At 62.9% G+C, this 15,368-nt stretch carries 12 protein-coding genes; 7 read left to right on the top strand and 5 right to left on the bottom strand.

Annotation, left to right across the window (positions count from 1 at the left end):
• Positions 1-20: 20 nt before the first annotated feature.
• From FHW92_RS18950 to FHW92_RS18935, 4 genes are all read right to left on the bottom strand, one after another.
• On the bottom strand, positions 21-923 hold the full coding sequence (locus FHW92_RS18950; RefSeq protein ID WP_168604841.1) for an iron-containing redox enzyme family protein: 903 nt from the start codon (positions 921-923) through the stop codon (positions 21-23).
• A gap of 55 nt (positions 924-978) precedes the next feature.
• Positions 979-1,971, bottom strand: a complete 993-nt coding sequence (locus FHW92_RS18945) for a methyltransferase (protein WP_168604840.1) — start codon at positions 1,969-1,971, stop codon at positions 979-981.
• 34 nt (positions 1,972-2,005) lie between these two features.
• On the bottom strand, positions 2,006-3,004 hold the full coding sequence (locus FHW92_RS18940) for a PAS domain S-box protein (protein WP_168604839.1): 999 nt from the start codon (positions 3,002-3,004) through the stop codon (positions 2,006-2,008).
• Between the two features lie 342 nt (positions 3,005-3,346).
• The gene (locus FHW92_RS18935; RefSeq protein ID WP_246870277.1) at positions 3,347-3,862 is read right to left on the bottom strand and encodes a ferritin-like domain-containing protein; all 516 of its coding nucleotides are present in this window, start codon (positions 3,860-3,862) and stop codon (positions 3,347-3,349) included.
• Positions 3,863-4,090: 228 nt separating this feature from the next.
• On the opposite strand from FHW92_RS18935, the gene FHW92_RS18930 reads away from it, so the two are divergent.
• The 3 genes from FHW92_RS18930 to FHW92_RS18920 all read left to right on the top strand — a co-directional run bounded on the left by FHW92_RS18930 (position 4,091) and on the right by FHW92_RS18920 (position 7,277).
• Complete coding sequence (locus FHW92_RS18930) at positions 4,091-6,010, top strand: mechanosensitive ion channel domain-containing protein (RefSeq protein ID WP_168604837.1); 1,920 nt, start codon at positions 4,091-4,093, stop codon at positions 6,008-6,010.
• A 138-nt stretch (positions 6,011-6,148) separates the two neighbouring features.
• The gene (locus tag FHW92_RS18925; protein ID WP_168604836.1) at positions 6,149-6,817 is read left to right on the top strand and encodes a LuxR C-terminal-related transcriptional regulator; all 669 of its coding nucleotides are present in this window, start codon (positions 6,149-6,151) and stop codon (positions 6,815-6,817) included.
• Between the two features lie 19 nt (positions 6,818-6,836).
• A complete protein-coding gene (locus FHW92_RS18920) occupies positions 6,837-7,277 on the top strand; it encodes a BLUF domain-containing protein (RefSeq protein ID WP_168604835.1) in 441 nt (146 codons plus the stop codon).
• Between the two features lie 40 nt (positions 7,278-7,317).
• On the opposite strand, the gene FHW92_RS18915 is transcribed toward FHW92_RS18920, so the two are convergent.
• Positions 7,318-7,644 carry a DUF1153 domain-containing protein gene (locus FHW92_RS18915; RefSeq protein ID WP_168604834.1) on the bottom strand — a complete coding sequence of 109 codons (327 nt, stop codon included), beginning with the start codon at positions 7,642-7,644 and terminating at the stop codon, positions 7,318-7,320.
• A gap of 383 nt (positions 7,645-8,027) precedes the next feature.
• On the opposite strand from FHW92_RS18915, the gene FHW92_RS18910 reads away from it, so the two are divergent.
• The 4 genes from FHW92_RS18910 to ilvD are packed head-to-tail and all read left to right on the top strand — an operon-like array spanning position 8,028 to position 15,361.
• A complete protein-coding gene (locus FHW92_RS18910) occupies positions 8,028-10,937 on the top strand; it encodes a TonB-dependent receptor (RefSeq protein WP_168604833.1) in 2,910 nt (969 codons plus the stop codon).
• Between the two features lie 33 nt (positions 10,938-10,970).
• On the top strand, positions 10,971-12,266 hold the full coding sequence (locus FHW92_RS18905) for an FAD-dependent oxidoreductase (protein ID WP_168604832.1): 1,296 nt from the start codon (positions 10,971-10,973) through the stop codon (positions 12,264-12,266).
• A gap of 39 nt (positions 12,267-12,305) precedes the next feature.
• The gene (locus FHW92_RS18900) at positions 12,306-13,673 is read left to right on the top strand and encodes an MFS transporter (protein WP_168604831.1); all 1,368 of its coding nucleotides are present in this window, start codon (positions 12,306-12,308) and stop codon (positions 13,671-13,673) included.
• Between the two features lie 11 nt (positions 13,674-13,684).
• Complete coding sequence (ilvD, locus tag FHW92_RS18895) at positions 13,685-15,361, top strand: dihydroxy-acid dehydratase (protein WP_168604830.1); 1,677 nt, start codon at positions 13,685-13,687, stop codon at positions 15,359-15,361.
• The last annotated feature ends 7 nt before the right edge of the window (positions 15,362-15,368 follow it).

The following is a 15,368-nucleotide window of genomic DNA, read 5'->3' as shown; positions in this document are numbered from 1 at the left end:
GCCCCCGTCATGCGTCCGCATCAGGCGTTTTGCCGCCACAGGTGATCGCGATAACGCTCGAAACAGCGCGCGCCGCACAGCAGCCGCATCAGCGCACCTTCGGCCATGGCGGTGGCGCGGCGCGGATCTTCCTCGACCAAGGGACGCAGCGCCTCTCGGTTCCAGTCCTCGCTGTGCTTGACGTCCAGCACGGCGTGGAGGTCGAAATAATGGCGCTCCTTGCCGCTCAGGCCCAGACGCCGCAGCCCCTGCGCCACCAGCGCCGAGCGCCCCGGCGCGGTCAGTTCGATCACCCCCAGCGCGCCCACCGAATGCCACGCGAAATGGCGGTTGGTGGCCATCCCGGTCATCGCATTGGCCAGCGCCAGACTTTCCCAGACCGTGTTTTCGATGGAGGGATCGACGCGCAAGGTGCGCACCAGTTCATCCAGCATCGGCCCATGCATCCCCTTGGCATTGCCGCGCCCCATCTCGTCCCAGTAATTGCGCGCCAGTTCGAGTTTGGCGGCCACCGGCAGCTTGACCTGGGTAAAGGCGACCAGATCGTCAAAACCGGCTTCCCCGGCCGCTTCCTGTTCAAAGAACCACCGCATCTGCTCAAAGGTCGCGTGCTGGGCCAGCCATGGGAAAAGCGGATCGCCTTGCCCCGGCCCGGTCAGGCAAAGATCCTCGAACCATGCGACAAAGCCATCGGCGGTGCGGGGCGCATGGGATGCCCGTTCGGCAACCGCGCCGCGCAATTCTTCGAGAAAGCTAGTTTCCATGAGCCGGAAATGGCGCTCCTGCTCGAAATGGTCGTCCCAGTCGCCAATGGGGAACTGGGGGCTGAGCCGGCGGCGGTTCCAGCAGGCAAGATCCTGCTGAAACGGCGCCGTATAGCATGGCTGGGCCTTGGGCGGGGGCAAGAAGGTCATGGTCTGCATGATGATGAAACGGCGCCGTTATGGCGATGTTCCGCGCGCGGAGAGGACCTTGCCCTCAACCCATGTTAGGACTTTTTGGCAAGGCGAGCACCGCGCCGATGACGGCAATGCGTTCGACATGACGGTAAAGGGGGCGGTCCAGTTCTTCGCCAAACACATCGGGGTCGATTTCGCGGTAATGCATGGTGCAGCCATGCTCGCGCGCCAGCCTTTCCAGCGCCGCGCGCATCCGGTCCTCGCCCGCGACAATCGCGCTGCCGCTGTAGAGATACAATTGCCCGCCCGGCCGCAATCGGGGCAGCGCGCGGCGGGTGATTTCCACGCTGATCTGTGCGCCATGCCATTGGCCCCCGTCGCGATAGGCGCGTTTTTCATCGTCGGCCATATAGGGCGGATTGGCGATGATGCGGTCCACCATGCCCGCGATGGGATCCAGATAGGCCCCCAGCGCCATGTCGCAGGACAGACCCGCCGCATGGGCATTGACCTGCGCGAGCATCAGCGCCTGCGGATTGATGTCGGTCATCGTGATCCGCAGTTCGGGGAAGGCCCGCGCCGCCGCAATGGCCCCTGCGCCCGCCCCGGTGCCGATATCGACCAGACTTTCGCCCGGCCGGGGCGGATGGCGCGTCATCTCGCCCAGCACGAAATCGACAAAGCGATAGCTGTCCGGACCAAAGAACACCGCGTCGGCCGAGGATGTGGGATAGGCCGAATGCAGCAGCAGATCCTTGCCAAGGCTGGAAACGCGATAGCGCGACTGGAAGCGGCCATCGGGCAGGCTGTCGAGAGCCTGCGCGGTCTGGAGAAGGGCCAGAACAGGTGAAGGCAGCACTTCCGGCTCGAAAGGCAGGCTCCAGCCCAGCACATCGCGCAGGTTCAGCGCCTGTTGCCCGGACCTGTTGGCCAGCACGCGGCTGTGGGTCGCCGGGGTCGGGGTAATGAAGCGATAGTGCTGCGCCTTGAGGCAGGCAAGCAGCTCCACGAGTGCTTCGTCCCGAACCCCGTCGGCGGCGGAAAATGCGCTGGCTGGTGAAAAGATCGACATAAAAGCCCAACGTTCGGCCGGGCAAATAGTGCCATCAGAAGGAGAGTGTTTCCCCGTCAAAAGACATGTCGATCACCAGACGGTCGGGCTGCCAGTCGCGATGGATGGCGGCATTGAGCACGCGCGTCGCCATGGTTTCAAGACGGGTGCCGAAACCTTTGGTCAGGGGCGCCGAGAGCGGGGCGGGCAGCCCTGTTTCGGCCCAGATCAGCCGGACCCTGGGCCCGATGATTGCCATTTCGATCCGCAACAGGCCCTCAACGGACCGCAGCGCCCCGTATTTGGCCGAATTGGTGGCCAGTTCATGCAGCAGCAGCGCGATGGAGGGCAGGCTGCGTGGACCGATCATGGCATGGGTGCCGCGGATTTCTATGCGTTGGTTTGACCGACTCTCAAAAGGCTTGAGGATGGTCTCGAGCAGATCGCGCAGCGAGATGGTGCCGGTGCGATGATCTTCCTGAGGCAGACGGGCGCTGGCCTCATGGGCCTGCGCCAGGGCGACAAGGCGCGATTGCAGATCGGCGGCAAAACCATCGATCGTCTCGGCCTCGCGCCTGCACAGCGCCACCAGTCCGTTGGCCAGCATGAAGAGGTTCTTGATGCGATGGTTCATTTCATGAAGGATCAGTTGCCGCTGTTCGGCCATCCGGCGCGACTGGGTGATGTCGCGCGCCACTTTTGACGCCCCTATCAACCGGCCCGTCGCATCGCGGACCGGCGAAATGGTCAGGGAAACGTCGATCAGGCTGCCATCCTTGCGCTTGCGCACTGTTTCGAAATGGCGGGTCATGATGCCCGCCTTTATGTTGGCGATGATGGCGTCTTCTTCGTGCCGGCGATCCTCGGGAATGATCAGCGTGATCGGCTGGCCGATCGCCTCTTGCGGACTATAGCCGAAGAGCTTTTGCGCGCCGCTGTTCCAACTGAGAATTTTGCCCTCGAGGCTCTTGCTGACAATGGCGTCCTCGGAACCCTCGATGATTGCGGCAAGCCACGCACTTGGTTCAAGACTGGTGTGGGGAAGGGTATTCATGTGGTGGTATGACGCCCCTTGCAACATCTGCGCTGGATCCGGGCCATCTTCCTGCGAATTTGGCTGATCGCGGGGCGAATATGAAAAGGGCGGCGCACCATTTCAAGACAGATGAAACACTGCGCCTGTGGGCGTCCTGAATGGATTTTGACGGGTATCGAGATTTTTGGATTTTTAGTGTATTGAAATAAAAGGATTAAATTTAAGGATTTCGCGCAGGCCGCAAGATTTTATCCCGCTTCCGCATGGAAGTTTCTAACATGGGTTAGGACGATTTCAGCAACAATGCGCAACATATCGCCTTGCCGCAAAGATCTGCGCGATCCGCCGCAAGGGCGGCCGTCAATGATCGGCCGGTTTGGCGACCCTGTGCGCTGAGAGATAGCGCTGCACGACCGCAGGCAGCGTCTTTTCCAGAAACTCGACCATCGCCAGTTCCTCCTGCAGCGTTTCCTGCAGCAGCGGTATCGCATCGGGAAAACCGCCTTCCCGCGCCATTTCGATCAGCGCACGATAGCTGGCCACCTCGAAATTCTCGAAGGCGAAATTGGCCAGACTGTTCTTGAGAACCTTGTCCGGCGCCAGCATCGTGGCCAAGGCCGCCAGATTGCCGCTCAATGACATGGCCATATCCTTGAAGGTGCTGGCGCTCTCATCCAGACTGGCCAGAATGATGTCGAGCCGCTCAATCTGGCGCTCGGTCTCGCCGCGATGGCTGCGCAGCCGCGCCTGAACATCGAGATATTCGGCAAGGTGCTGGATCTGACGGTCCATCAGTGCCAGCGCCTCGTGCTCCATGGCATGGGCATCGCGCAGGCCTGCGAGAAAGATTTCGCGGATGCTGGGGGTTTTGGTCAAAGCCTGTCTCCTGATTGTCGGGTTCGACAAGGAAAGCAGGCGAGGGGACCGCTGTTCCTCCCAAAGGCCCCGCGGCCTAATGCAGGTTAGCATCATCGCGGCATGACGGCCGGCTCCGGCCGGAACTTCACCCCGGTTTGTCGTTTCCCGGCCGAACCTTACGGGCCGCAAACCATTATGTCTTTGAACAGGGGAGCGGTCTTTCCCCGGCAGCATAAGAGCGTAGGGATGTTGAAAATTTCCAGTGTCTTATCCAGTCGCGCCCGCAGGCTGGCCGGTTTTGCGCTGATGGGCCTTGCCGAGGCTCCCCTGTCTGCCGCCACCATCAGCGGGGCGGGGGATAATCTGCCGGTCCTTCTGGCCGCCCAGCGCGATCTTGAAAGAATATGGGCCCTTTTCGAACGCCAGATCACCCAGCCGTTCAGAACTGCCTTTGGCCTGCCCACTTTGCTGGTGGCGGTGGGGATGGCGCTGCTGTTGGCCTGGCCCCTGCGGATACGGATGCTGCATCGCCTTGCCTTCTGGCTGCGGGGCCTGTCGCTGGATCTGAGAGTGGCCATTGGCCTCAAGGCCGTGGCGACGGTCTTTGTCACCACCATGCTGTTCTATCTGGCCGAGGAGATCGGTTTCGGCGGGCTCGATCTGGCTCTGCCGCTCTTGCCGGAAAGCGAGGTGATGGTGGCCGCGCTTTCCATGGGGATCGGGGTGGCCGGTCTGGGCCTTGGGGTCGGGCGCGCGCTGGAATCGCCGGAGGACCCGGCGTGGCGCCCTGTGGATTGTGGCGTGTCTCTGGGCAAATATCCGCTGGCGGCGGGCATCATGCTGGGCGCCACCAATGTCATCGACCAGACCGCCCGCCTGATCCATGCCAACAACAGCAGTTGGACGATCGCGCAGGGGGTGATCGCCATCATCGAAACCATGATCATCGGCCATTTTCTTCTGTCGATTGCCCATTCCCGCGAACCGCGCGAAGAGGAGAAGGCAGGCCCCGGCAAAAACCCTGCAGGCCCCGCGGTCTTTGGGGTAACAGCGCTGCTGTGGGTCATTCTGGCCGTGGGCGCGGGGGCGTTTCTGGCCGGGCATATCCGGCTTTCCATGCTGATTCTTCAGGAATTGCTCTGGGCTGGTCTGGTGTTGACCATGGCCTGGCTGGTGACGGGGTTTATCGACGCCGCGCTGGCGCAATGGTCTGACAGTATGCGCTCGGGCAAAGCGGTGGTGACGGCGCGCAGTATGCGTGCCAAGCAGCTTGCCTTGCTGGCCAGCGCCGCCTTCACCGTCCTTGTCTGGCTGTTTGCGATCGGGCTGGTTGCCGCGCCGCTGCATGGTGACAATGCCGTGGTGGTCGAGCAGATCAGGCCGCTGCCCTTGCTCAATTCGCTGCGCTCGCTCGATCTTTCGCCGCGCAGTCTGAGCATGGCGCTGTTTGTCCTGATTGCGGGCATAGCCTTGACGCGGGTGTTTCGGCGATGGCTGGAAACCCGGTTCCTGCCCTCCACCTCGCTTGATATCGGGGTGCGCACATCGCTGGTGACCGGGCTGACCTATGTCGGCACGCTGATCGCCTTGCTCGGCGCCACCAATATGCTGGGGCTGCAACTGGAAAAGGTCACGCTGATTGCCAGCGCCCTGTCGGTCGGGGTCGGTTTCGGCCTTCAGTCGATCATCCAGAATTTCGTGTCGGGCGTGATCCTGTTGATCGAGAGGCCGGTCAAGCCGGGCGACTGGGTTTCGGTATCGGGCGCGGAAGGCACCATCCGCAGGATCCGTGTGCGCGCCACCGAATTGGCCACCGCCGACGGAGGCATCGCGATTGTGCCCAATTCCTCCTTCATCTCCTCCAATGTCGCCAATCGCGCCGATACGCTGATGTCCAGCCGTCTCGACCTGACGCTGACGGTTTCGGGAGGCCAGAGCGTGGCTGCGGCGCGCGATGTGGTGCTTGAACTGGTCAGGGGCTTCATGTCCCTGCGCGATCAGCCCGCGCCGCAGATCTATCTCAAGACTTTGGGCGAGGCGGAATGGGTTTTTGATCTGGTCGCCTATGCGAAGCCGGGCATGAGCGTGGCGCAAACCCGCAGCGATCTCCTCTTCTGGCTGGCGGGGCAGCAGCAGGGCAGGGATATCAGGATAAGGTCGAGCTAGAGCGCGATCGCGCCATTGCGGCGCGCCTGCGCGCCATGGCGTGCAGAATGCGCGGCCGCTGACAGGCAAGGATACCGTAATGCTACGGTATCGTGTAGGGTAAGCGGGATTTAACCTTGCAGCTAAGTGCAAATCAGTATGCCCGAGCGATCCGGGCGTGAAACGAGCAGCATCGTGTTCAAAAACCGCGTGGCTTATATCGTAGATAGTGATGCGTCCTATCGGCGAAGGTTCGCTCTGGCTTTGCGGCATCAGGGATTGGAAACGCGCGCCTTTTCCGGCGGCGGGGATCTGATCGAGGAGGCATCCTATCTTCCGGCCGGCTGCGTCCTGCTGGCCGTGCGCGCGGGTGAGGGCGACGGGCTGGAGACGATCCGCGCTCTTCTGGCGCAAAGGTCCGACATGCCGGTCATTGTGATGCGCGTCGATCCCACCATCCGCGAGGCTGTGCAGGCCTTGCGGGCGGGGGCGGTCGATTGCCTCGCCATTCCCTGTCCCATGGCCAAGGTCCGTCTGGCTCTGGATTATGCCTATGAAATCCTTCCGGCCAAGGTTGCCCATCAGCAGTTCATCGGCGAAGCGGCCGCCCTGCGCGCCCATCTGACTCCCAGAGAGGAGGATGTGCTCAAAAGGATCGTGGCGGGCATGACCAATCGACAAATCGCCCATGATCTGGAGATCGGCGTGCGGACCGTGGAAATGCATCGCGGCAATATCATGCAGAAATTGCGCATGGATAATCTTGTCGCCCTGATCCGCTTTGCCACGCTGGCGGGGATTGCCGGTTCCGATGAAGATGCTGCATGAAGAGAGGATTGTTCATCCCATGACACAACTGCCTCTGCAAGGCACCGGGCTGGCCGGGTGGCTTTATGCCAGTCGTTGCGCTTTGCCCTCGGCATGGGCGCAACGGGCCGTGGATGACATTGTGGCCAAATCGGTCCCGCGCAATGCGGCGCTGGATGTGACGGGGGCTTTGCTTTTCACCGGCGCCCGCTTCGTCCAGTTTCTGGAGGGGCCCGCCGAGAGCATAGTGGCCATCCGCCAGAATATTCTGGCCGACAGGCGGCATCATGACATTGTGACATTCCTGAGCGGCGGCCGGGCCGAAAGGGTTTTCAGCAACTGGTCGCTGGCCTATGCCGGGCCTTCGCTGTTCGTGGCCGACAAGGTGGAAAACCTCTTCCATATCGGCATCCGGCACACGGCGGAGATCATCGACCTGCTGGAACAGTTTGTCATTATTTCCGAGGCCAACAAGCCCTGATCGGGGGCCATGTGCGGGGCCATGTGCTCGCTCATGCCTGTCAGGGCTCGTCGTGCTCCCAATGGTTCTCCCTGCGGAGCTGGCGCGTGTAGAGGTCGCGATAATATTGCGCCCGCGTTGCGCGCAGCCCGCTCAGGCCATTGCGATGAACAGCGCGTTGCCAACCGGCAAATTCCTCCAGCGAGAGGGAATAGCGGCGGCACGCCTCCTCAACCGTCAACAGACCGCCATTGACCGCCGCCACAACCTCGGCCTTGCGGCGGGGCACCCAGCGGCGGGTATCGGGCGAGGGCAGGGTTTCGAGAGTGAGCGGTTCGCCCAGCGGACCCAGCACCGTGCCCGGACGGATTTTCTGATTTTCGACCATGCGGCACCTCCGGGGATATTCTGCAGTCGCAATGCTTCATTCATGCCTAAGCCGGGCATTCGGCATATACGGTATACCACCTAGTCGCCGTTTAGTGCCTGAACGGCGGCGCAGCGTGCCACCAAGCGTTGCGATTTTGCGCCGGACAGTTGCCGCATCGGTGGGGGCCGGAGTCGATTGTTCGCTGGCGATGGCTTTATGTTTTGGGATTTGCTGATTGAGATGGCGGCCGACATTGGGGCGTCTTTCATGATATTTATTGTATTTCAACGTATTATATAAAAATCTCTATCTGCAGATCTTTGATAAAAAGTACCTTGCTACTAAAAAATAAAATTAGTAGCCTGCGTCCAACGAATCCAGAAAAACATAAAGGAAGAGGTATGAGGAAGGCGAAAGGCGGCCTGCCCTGCGGCAGGATCGTGTCGGCCTTGGCTTTGGCCTGGGCGTCGAACGCGGCACATGCACAACAGGCGGCCCCCAATCCGCCCGAGGCGGCGGAACCGGCCCAACCCATCGTCGTCACCGGCTCGCGCATCGCCACCGGATTTGATGCGCCAACGCCGGTTTCGGTGCTGAATACCCAACGCATGGCCGAGCGCGGCGCGGCCAATATCGGCGACGCGCTCAACGAATTGCCCGCCTTCCGTTCTACCCAGACGCCTGCCTCGACCGGCCTGTCGGCGGCGGCGGGCTATATTGGCGGGCGCATTCTCGATCTGCGCGGCCTTGGCTCGGTGCGCACGCTCACGCTGGTCGATGGCAAGCGCTTTGTGCCCTCCACCACGCAGGCGACGGTCGATACCAACATGATCCCCTCGATCCTGCTGCAAAGGGCCGAAGTGGTCACCGGCGGGGCTTCGGCGGTCTATGGGTCGGATGCGGTGTCGGGCGTGGTCAATCTGCTGATCGACAAGAAGCTGACCGGTTATCGCATGAATATGCAGGCTGGGATTTCCAAATATGGCGACAATCGCACCACCCAGATCGGCGGTGCGGGCGGGTGGAATTTGGGCAGCAACGCGCATCTGGTCATCGGCGGCGAATATGAAAAGAACACCGGCGTCGAGGCCTGTCGGGTGCGCGACTGGTGCGCCAACGGCCTGATCAACTGGGGCCGCAATCCGGGCATTTCGAACATGCCCGCCAACAATATCCTGTCCAACGTCCACCCCTGGACGGCCTCGTACAATGGCGTCACCACGCCGCCGTCCTCGGCCTATACCGGCAATCTGCTGCCCACCTTGCGCGCCATCGACGGCATCACCTTCAACCGCGACGGCACACCGCGTCGCTTTCAGTTCGGCTCGATGGCCAATTCGCTCTATCAGGTGGGCGGCGAAAGCGACGGGCCGGGACAGAATGTCTATTTCGACTTTCCCATCGTTTCGCCCACCACGCGCTATAATGCGATGGCGCATCTGAGCTGGGATGTGACCCCGGCGCTGACGGTGGAATGGACCGCCAATTACGGCCATGGCGAGGGCTATCACCGGGCAGTCGCCTATCGCAATACAGCGCTCACGATCCGTTCGGACAACCCCTTCCTGCCGCGATCAAGCGATCCGACGCTGGATATTCCCACCATCCTTGCCAACAGCGGACTGCCCAGCTTTACGCTGGGCAAGGGGTTTGACGATATCGGGCCGGGACAATTGCGCGTGCGCAACGATGTCATTCGCTCGGTGCTTCAGGCATCCTATCAACTGGGCGGCGGATGGAAGGCGGATGCCTATTACCAGTTCGGCCGCAACAGTTTCCGCAGCGATCTGACCGGGGGCACCGTCACCTCGCGCCTGCTCAAGGCGATTGATGCGGTTTCGGTGAACGGCACGCCCACCTGCCGCGTCAATGCCGATGCCGGCACCGCCAATGACGATCCGGCCTGCGTCGCGCTCAACCCCTTTGGCTATGCCAACGGGCCCAATTTTGCCGCCGCCCGCGCCTATGTCACCGCCAACGGCTATCAGACCAACATCACCACCGAGCATGTCGTGGCGGCCAATATCACCGGCTCGCCGTTTCAATTGCCGGGCGGGCCGCTGGGCGTGGCCTTTGGCGCGGAATATCGCCATGACAGCGTGAGGGGCAGCACCGATGCGCTCTCGCAGGCCAATCAGTTTTTCTCCGGAGGCGGCTCGCTCATTTCGGGCCGGATCGGGGTGCTCGAAGGCTATGGCGAACTGGAGGCGCCGGTCCTGCGCGATCTGCCCTTCATCCATGAGCTGAGCTTTAACGGGGCGGTGCGCCGCACGCAGTACAACCGGTCGAGCGATTTCTTCGCCTCCAGTTCACTGGGCGTGACAACATGGAAAGTGGGGGGCGTCTGGGCGCCGCTCGATTTCCTCCGTTTCCGCATCACCAAATCGCGCGACATCCGTGCGCCCAATGTCTCCGAACTCTTCGGCCCGACCACGCAAAGTCAGGGTATTTTGACCGACCCGGCGCGCGGCGGCGTACAGACCGTGGCGCCGATCACCTCCGGATCAAACCCCAGACTCCAGCCTGAAAAGGCCGATACGTTTACCGTGGGCATGGTGGTCCAGCCCAAGACTGGTTTTGCGCGCCGGTTCCGCGCCTCGGTCGATTATTACAATATCCAGATCAAGGATGCTATCAGCACGCTGGGCCAACAGAACATCGTTACCCGCTGCTATCAGGGCGATCCGCTCAGTTGCTCGCTGGTGACGCGCGACGCCTCGGGCATCATCACCAATATCACCGACACGCAGCAGAATGTGAACCGGCTGATCGTGCGCGGCATCGATATCGAGGCATCCTATCGCCAGCCATTGGGCCGCGACAATGCATTGAGCGCGCGCCTGCTGGCCAGCAATGTGATGAACCTGATCACCGTCGATGCCATCGGCCCGACCGAACGCGCGGGCCAGACGGGCCTGCGCGCGGGCACGCCGCCGGGCATTCCCGACTGGACGCTTGATGGTATGCTCACCCTCGATCTGGGTGAGCGGATGAGCTTTTCCACCCATGTGCGCTGGATCAACGCAGGCTTTTACAACTCCGCCTTCGTCGGCCCGGATCAAAGCGGCTATTCGATCGCCTCGGCCACCAGTTCGAACACCAACAGCGTGCCCTCGCGCACCTATGTCGATCTGATGGCCACCTTCAAGGTGAAGGCTGGGGAAGGGCGCAAGTTCGACTTCTATGTCGGCGTCGACAATGTTTTCGACGTCGATCCGCCCAATTTCCCCGGCGCCAACGGTTCGGGCAACAACATCCTGTTCAACCCGGTCGGCCAGTATTTCAAGGCCGGCGTGCGGGCCAGTTTCTGATCCTTTTCCTCCTTCCATCAACGGATATTGCTCATGCTTGATCGCCCCTTCGACCCGGAAACCCGTATCGTATCGCGCCGCGACGCGCCCCCCGTCATCGAGCAGGAATGCGACATCTGCGTCGTGGGATCCGGCGCCTCGGGCATTTCGGCCGCCATTGAGGCGGCCCGCGCGGGCAACCGGGTCATTCTGGTCGATGGCCTGCCCACGCTGGGCGGTCAGGCGGTCAATTCGATCATCGGCATGTTCTGCGGCCTTTATGCGCCGGGGCTGAACGGGCGCCAACTCACCCATGGCATCGCCGATGAGATCATCGCCGAACTGACCGCGCAGGGCGATGCCCACATCATCCAGGGCGGAGTGATGAAGGTGGTCATGTATAATGAGGTGGCGCTGGGCCGCTGGGTGGAAAATGCGGTGATCAAGGCCGGTGTGCGCCCGCTGACCGGGGCGATCATCCGCAAGGTCAATCTGGACGGACGGCGGGTGCGTTCGATCGATGTGGCCACGCGCCACGGCGACGTGCGCATCACCGCCAATGGCTTCATCGACGCTTCTGGCGATGCGGCGCTGACATGGCAGGCCGGGTTCGATTGCCGCGTGCATGGCAATGGACAGATCTACGGCTCGCAGATGCTGATCGTTGAGGGGATCAATGATGCCCACAAACCCGATTGGGACACGATGGCCAAGCGCATTGCCGAGCGCGGCGAGCATTACGGCATGATGCGGCGCGACGGCTTTGCCGCGACTTTCCCCGGAACCGACATCGCCATGGTCAACATGACCCATATCGAAACTCCGCTCGACCCGTTCGAGGCCGCCGAAAAGCAGATCGACGGCAAGGAGCAGGCCGACCGCACGCTGGTCTTCCTGCGCCATGAATTCCCCGATGCTTTCGGCAAGGCGAAGGTGCGCGTCTATGGCCTGCCCGGGGTGCGCCAGACCCGATGGATCGTGGGCACGCATCATCTGACCACGCAGGAGGTGCGCGATGCGGTGCAGTTCGACGATGCCATCGCGCGCTGTTCGTGGCCGCTTGAACAGCATCACAACCGCGAGGGCTATGTCTGGGAGGTCTTCCCCGAGGATCATGTTCACACCATCCCGCTGGGTTCGCTGACGGTGGCGGGGGCGGATAATCTGCTGGCGGTGGGGCGGTGCATAGATGCCGATTCCGCCGCGCTTTCCTCGGTGCGGGTGATGGGGCCGTGCATGGCGATGGGGGCCGCGGCCGCCCATGCGCTGACCCTGGCCGGATCGGGCAGCGTGCATCAGATTGACATCGGGCAATTGCGCCGGAAAATCGCCGCAAACCTAGAGGGATAAGCGCCGCAAAGGCCAACCCAGCCGCGAGAGGAAACCCCTGTGAGTCAGGCACCCAGAACCATCGATGTTGCCCGGATAATCGACCAGCGCGGCCTTGGCCCGTTCCATTATCGGCTGATCGTCCTGTCATGGCTGATCACCGTTTTCGACGGGTTCGACATGATGATGATCAGCTTTACCGCGCCCTATATGCGCGATGAGCTGGGCCTGTCCAAGCCGATGCTGGGCAATGTGTTTTCTTCGGGCCTGTTCGGCATGATGGTGGGCGGGTTTGTGCTGGCCTATATCGGCGACCGCTATGGCCGCCGGTTGACGATCACGCTGGCCGCCATGGCTTTTGGCCTGCTGACGGCGGCAACGGCGATGGCGCACAGCTATGAGGCGTTGCTGCTGCTGCGCTTTCTCGATGGCTGCGCGATCGGCGGGATGCTGCCGCTCGCCTGGGCGCTCAATATTGAATATGTGCCCGTGCGCCTGCGCGCGACTGTCGTGACGGTCATCATGATGGGCTACAGTCTGGGCACGGCCATGGCGGGGCCGGTCACGGTCTGGCTGGCGCCCGGTTTCGGCTGGCGGGCGGTGTTCCTGTGCGGAGGGCTGGCCACGCTGGTGATTGCTGCGGGGTTGTTGGCATGGCTGCCTGAATCGGTGCGCTTTCTGGTGGCGCGCGGGGGTAATGCGCCGCTTCTGGCCGCCACGCTCAATCGCCTCGATCCGGCGCTGGAGGCGCGCATGCAGGACCGCTTCGTGCTGGGCGACGAGGCGCAGGCGCCGCGCCATTTCACCCTGCCGCAATTGTTCGAAGGCGATCTGCGCTGGATCACCCCGCTGCTCTGGCTCGGCTATATCGCCAGCACGCTGGCGGTCTATTTCAAGGCCAACTGGGGGCCCATCGTCTATGAGGATCTGCATTTCCCGCGCGCCACGGCGGCCTATGTCTCCTCCTTTTCGGGGCTGCTGGGGGCGGTCCTAGGGCTGGCGCTGATGCGCTATACCGACCGCAAGGGCGCGCTGGCGGTGGCCTTCTTTCCGGCTCTTGCTGCGCCCGCTTTGCTGCTGATCGGTCTGGCGCCGGTGGGGCGCGATACGTTCCTGATCCTCTCGGTGCTTTCGACCAGTCTGGTGGGCGGCGCGCATTTCGGCATCCTGTCCATCGCGGGCATCTATTACGCCACCGCGATCCGCGCCAATGGGGCGGGGTGGGCCACATCCATCGCCAAGATCGGCGGGATCGCGGGGCCGTTGATCGGCGGCTGGGTGCTCAGCTCGGGCCTGCCCATCGTCAAGAGTTTTGCCATTCTGGCTATCTGCCCCATCGTGCTGGCGCTCTGCGCGCTGGGCATTGCCGTCACGGTCCGGCGGCGCGGCGATGGCGCTCGTGCTCCCCTTCCTGTTCCCGCTTCGTGAAAGGTCGTCCCATGCCCCATCCTGCCCCTCTGCGCAGTCTTGCCGCCAATTCCCCCGTCCGCCGTGCGCATTGGCTCGCGCTGGGGCTGAGCGAGGAGGACATGCTCAAGCCCAAGATTGCTGTGGTCAATTCCTCGTCCGAACTGGCGGTCTGCTTTGCCCATCTCGACGGCGTTGCGCGCGTGGTGAAGGAAGCGATCCGCGCGGCGGGCGGCGTGCCTTTCGAGGTGCGTACGACCGCGCCCTCCGATTTCATCACCGGCGCCGGGCGACAGGGCAGCTATATTCTGGCCGCGCGCGATCTGGTGACCAATGATATCGAGGCGCAGGTCGAGGCCGCGATGCTAGACGGCATGGTGTGCCTGACCAGTTGCGACAAGACGCCGCCGGGCCATCTGATGGCGGCGATGCGGCTGGATATTCCCACCCTGCTGGTCATCGGCGGCTATCAGGCCTCGGGCGAGATCGACGGCGATCCGGTCGATATCGAGGACCTGTTCTCGGGCGGCGTGGGCGAAAAGCTGGGCAAGCCGGGCAGACATCCGGTTGAGGAAGTGGCCAAACAAGCCATTCGCGGCCCCGGCGTCTGCGCGGGAATGGCCACGGCCAACACGATGCATTGCGTGGTCGAGGCGCTGGGCATGTGCATCGCCGGATCGGCCCCGGTACGCGCCAACAGCGGCAAGATGTTTGAAGCGGCCCGCGCGGCGGGCGCGCGCATCGTCGATATGGTGCATGAAGGGTTGACCCCGCGCCGGATCATGACGGCGGGCGCCTTTCGCAATGCGGCGGCGATGGTGCTGGCGGTGTCGGGCTCGATCAATGCGATCAAGCATCTTCAGGCCACTGCCGTCGAGGGCGAACTCGACATCGATCTTTTCGCGATCTGGGAGGAGATGGGCCGCAAGGTGCCTGTCCTGTCGGCTGTGCGCCCCAATGGGCCGGTGCGGATCGAAGGGTTTGAGGATGCGGGCGGCGCGCGTGCGATGCTCAAACAGCTTGAGAGCCTGCTCGACCGCGATGTGCTGGTCGCCTCGGGCCGGACAATGGGCGACGATCTGGGCGAGGCCGGGGTGGAGGATGCCGAGATCATCCGTCCGCTTGACCGGCCGATTTCGGACGGGCCTTCCATCGCCATTCTCAAGGGATCGCTGGCGCCCGAAAGCGCGGTGGTGAAACTGGGCATCCGCGATGGTTCGCGGCCCGAAGCCTTCACCGGCAAGGCCCGCGTGTTCGAGGATACGGCCAGCGCGATGAAGGCCATTGCCGATGGCCAATTGCGCAAGGGCGACGTGCTGGTCCTACGCGGACAGGGCCTTAAGGGCGGCCCGGCGATGGGCGGCGGAGCCTCGCTGGTGCTGTTCGCGATTGATGCGGCGGGGCTGGCCAAGGACGTCGCTTTTGTCACCGACGGGCAATTGTCGGGCCTGTGCCTGAAAGGGCTGACCATTGCGGAGGTGGCGCCCGAGGCGGCGGTGGGCGGCCCCATCGGGCGGTTGCGCGATGGCGATCCCATCGAGATCGACGTGGCGGCGCGGCGGATGGATGTGATGATCCCCGCCGAGGAACTGGCCCGGCGTCCGGGGCCGGGCAATGCCTTTGCCGTGCCCGCCTCGGGTTGGCTGGGGGTCTATCGCCGCGACGTTCAGCCGATGTCGACCGGCGCCGTGCTGATCGATCTGGATTGAAGCGGCG

Source organism: Novosphingobium sp. SG707 (assembly GCF_012275515.1).
Classification (GTDB): Bacteria; Pseudomonadota; Alphaproteobacteria; order Sphingomonadales; family Sphingomonadaceae; genus Novosphingobium.
This window is presented reverse-complemented; position numbering and strand designations above follow the sequence as displayed.

Coding starts and splice junctions, on each gene's coding strand:
- FHW92_RS18950 (WP_168604841.1), bottom strand. CDS start 923: ATGCAGACCATGACCTTCTTGCCCCCGCCCAAGGCCCAGCCATGCTAT.
- FHW92_RS18945 (WP_168604840.1), bottom strand. CDS start 1,971: ATGTCGATCTTTTCACCAGCCAGCGCATTTTCCGCCGCCGACGGGGTT.
- FHW92_RS18940 (WP_168604839.1), bottom strand. CDS start 3,004: ATGAATACCCTTCCCCACACCAGTCTTGAACCAAGTGCGTGGCTTGCC.
- FHW92_RS18930 (WP_168604837.1), top strand. CDS start 4,091: ATGTTGAAAATTTCCAGTGTCTTATCCAGTCGCGCCCGCAGGCTGGCC.
- FHW92_RS18925 (WP_168604836.1), top strand. CDS start 6,149: ATGCCCGAGCGATCCGGGCGTGAAACGAGCAGCATCGTGTTCAAAAAC.
- FHW92_RS18920 (WP_168604835.1), top strand. CDS start 6,837: ATGACACAACTGCCTCTGCAAGGCACCGGGCTGGCCGGGTGGCTTTAT.
- FHW92_RS18915 (WP_168604834.1), bottom strand. CDS start 7,644: ATGGTCGAAAATCAGAAAATCCGTCCGGGCACGGTGCTGGGTCCGCTG.
- FHW92_RS18910 (WP_168604833.1), top strand. CDS start 8,028: ATGAGGAAGGCGAAAGGCGGCCTGCCCTGCGGCAGGATCGTGTCGGCC.
- FHW92_RS18905 (WP_168604832.1), top strand. CDS start 10,971: ATGCTTGATCGCCCCTTCGACCCGGAAACCCGTATCGTATCGCGCCGC.
- ilvD (WP_168604830.1), top strand. CDS start 13,685: ATGCCCCATCCTGCCCCTCTGCGCAGTCTTGCCGCCAATTCCCCCGTC.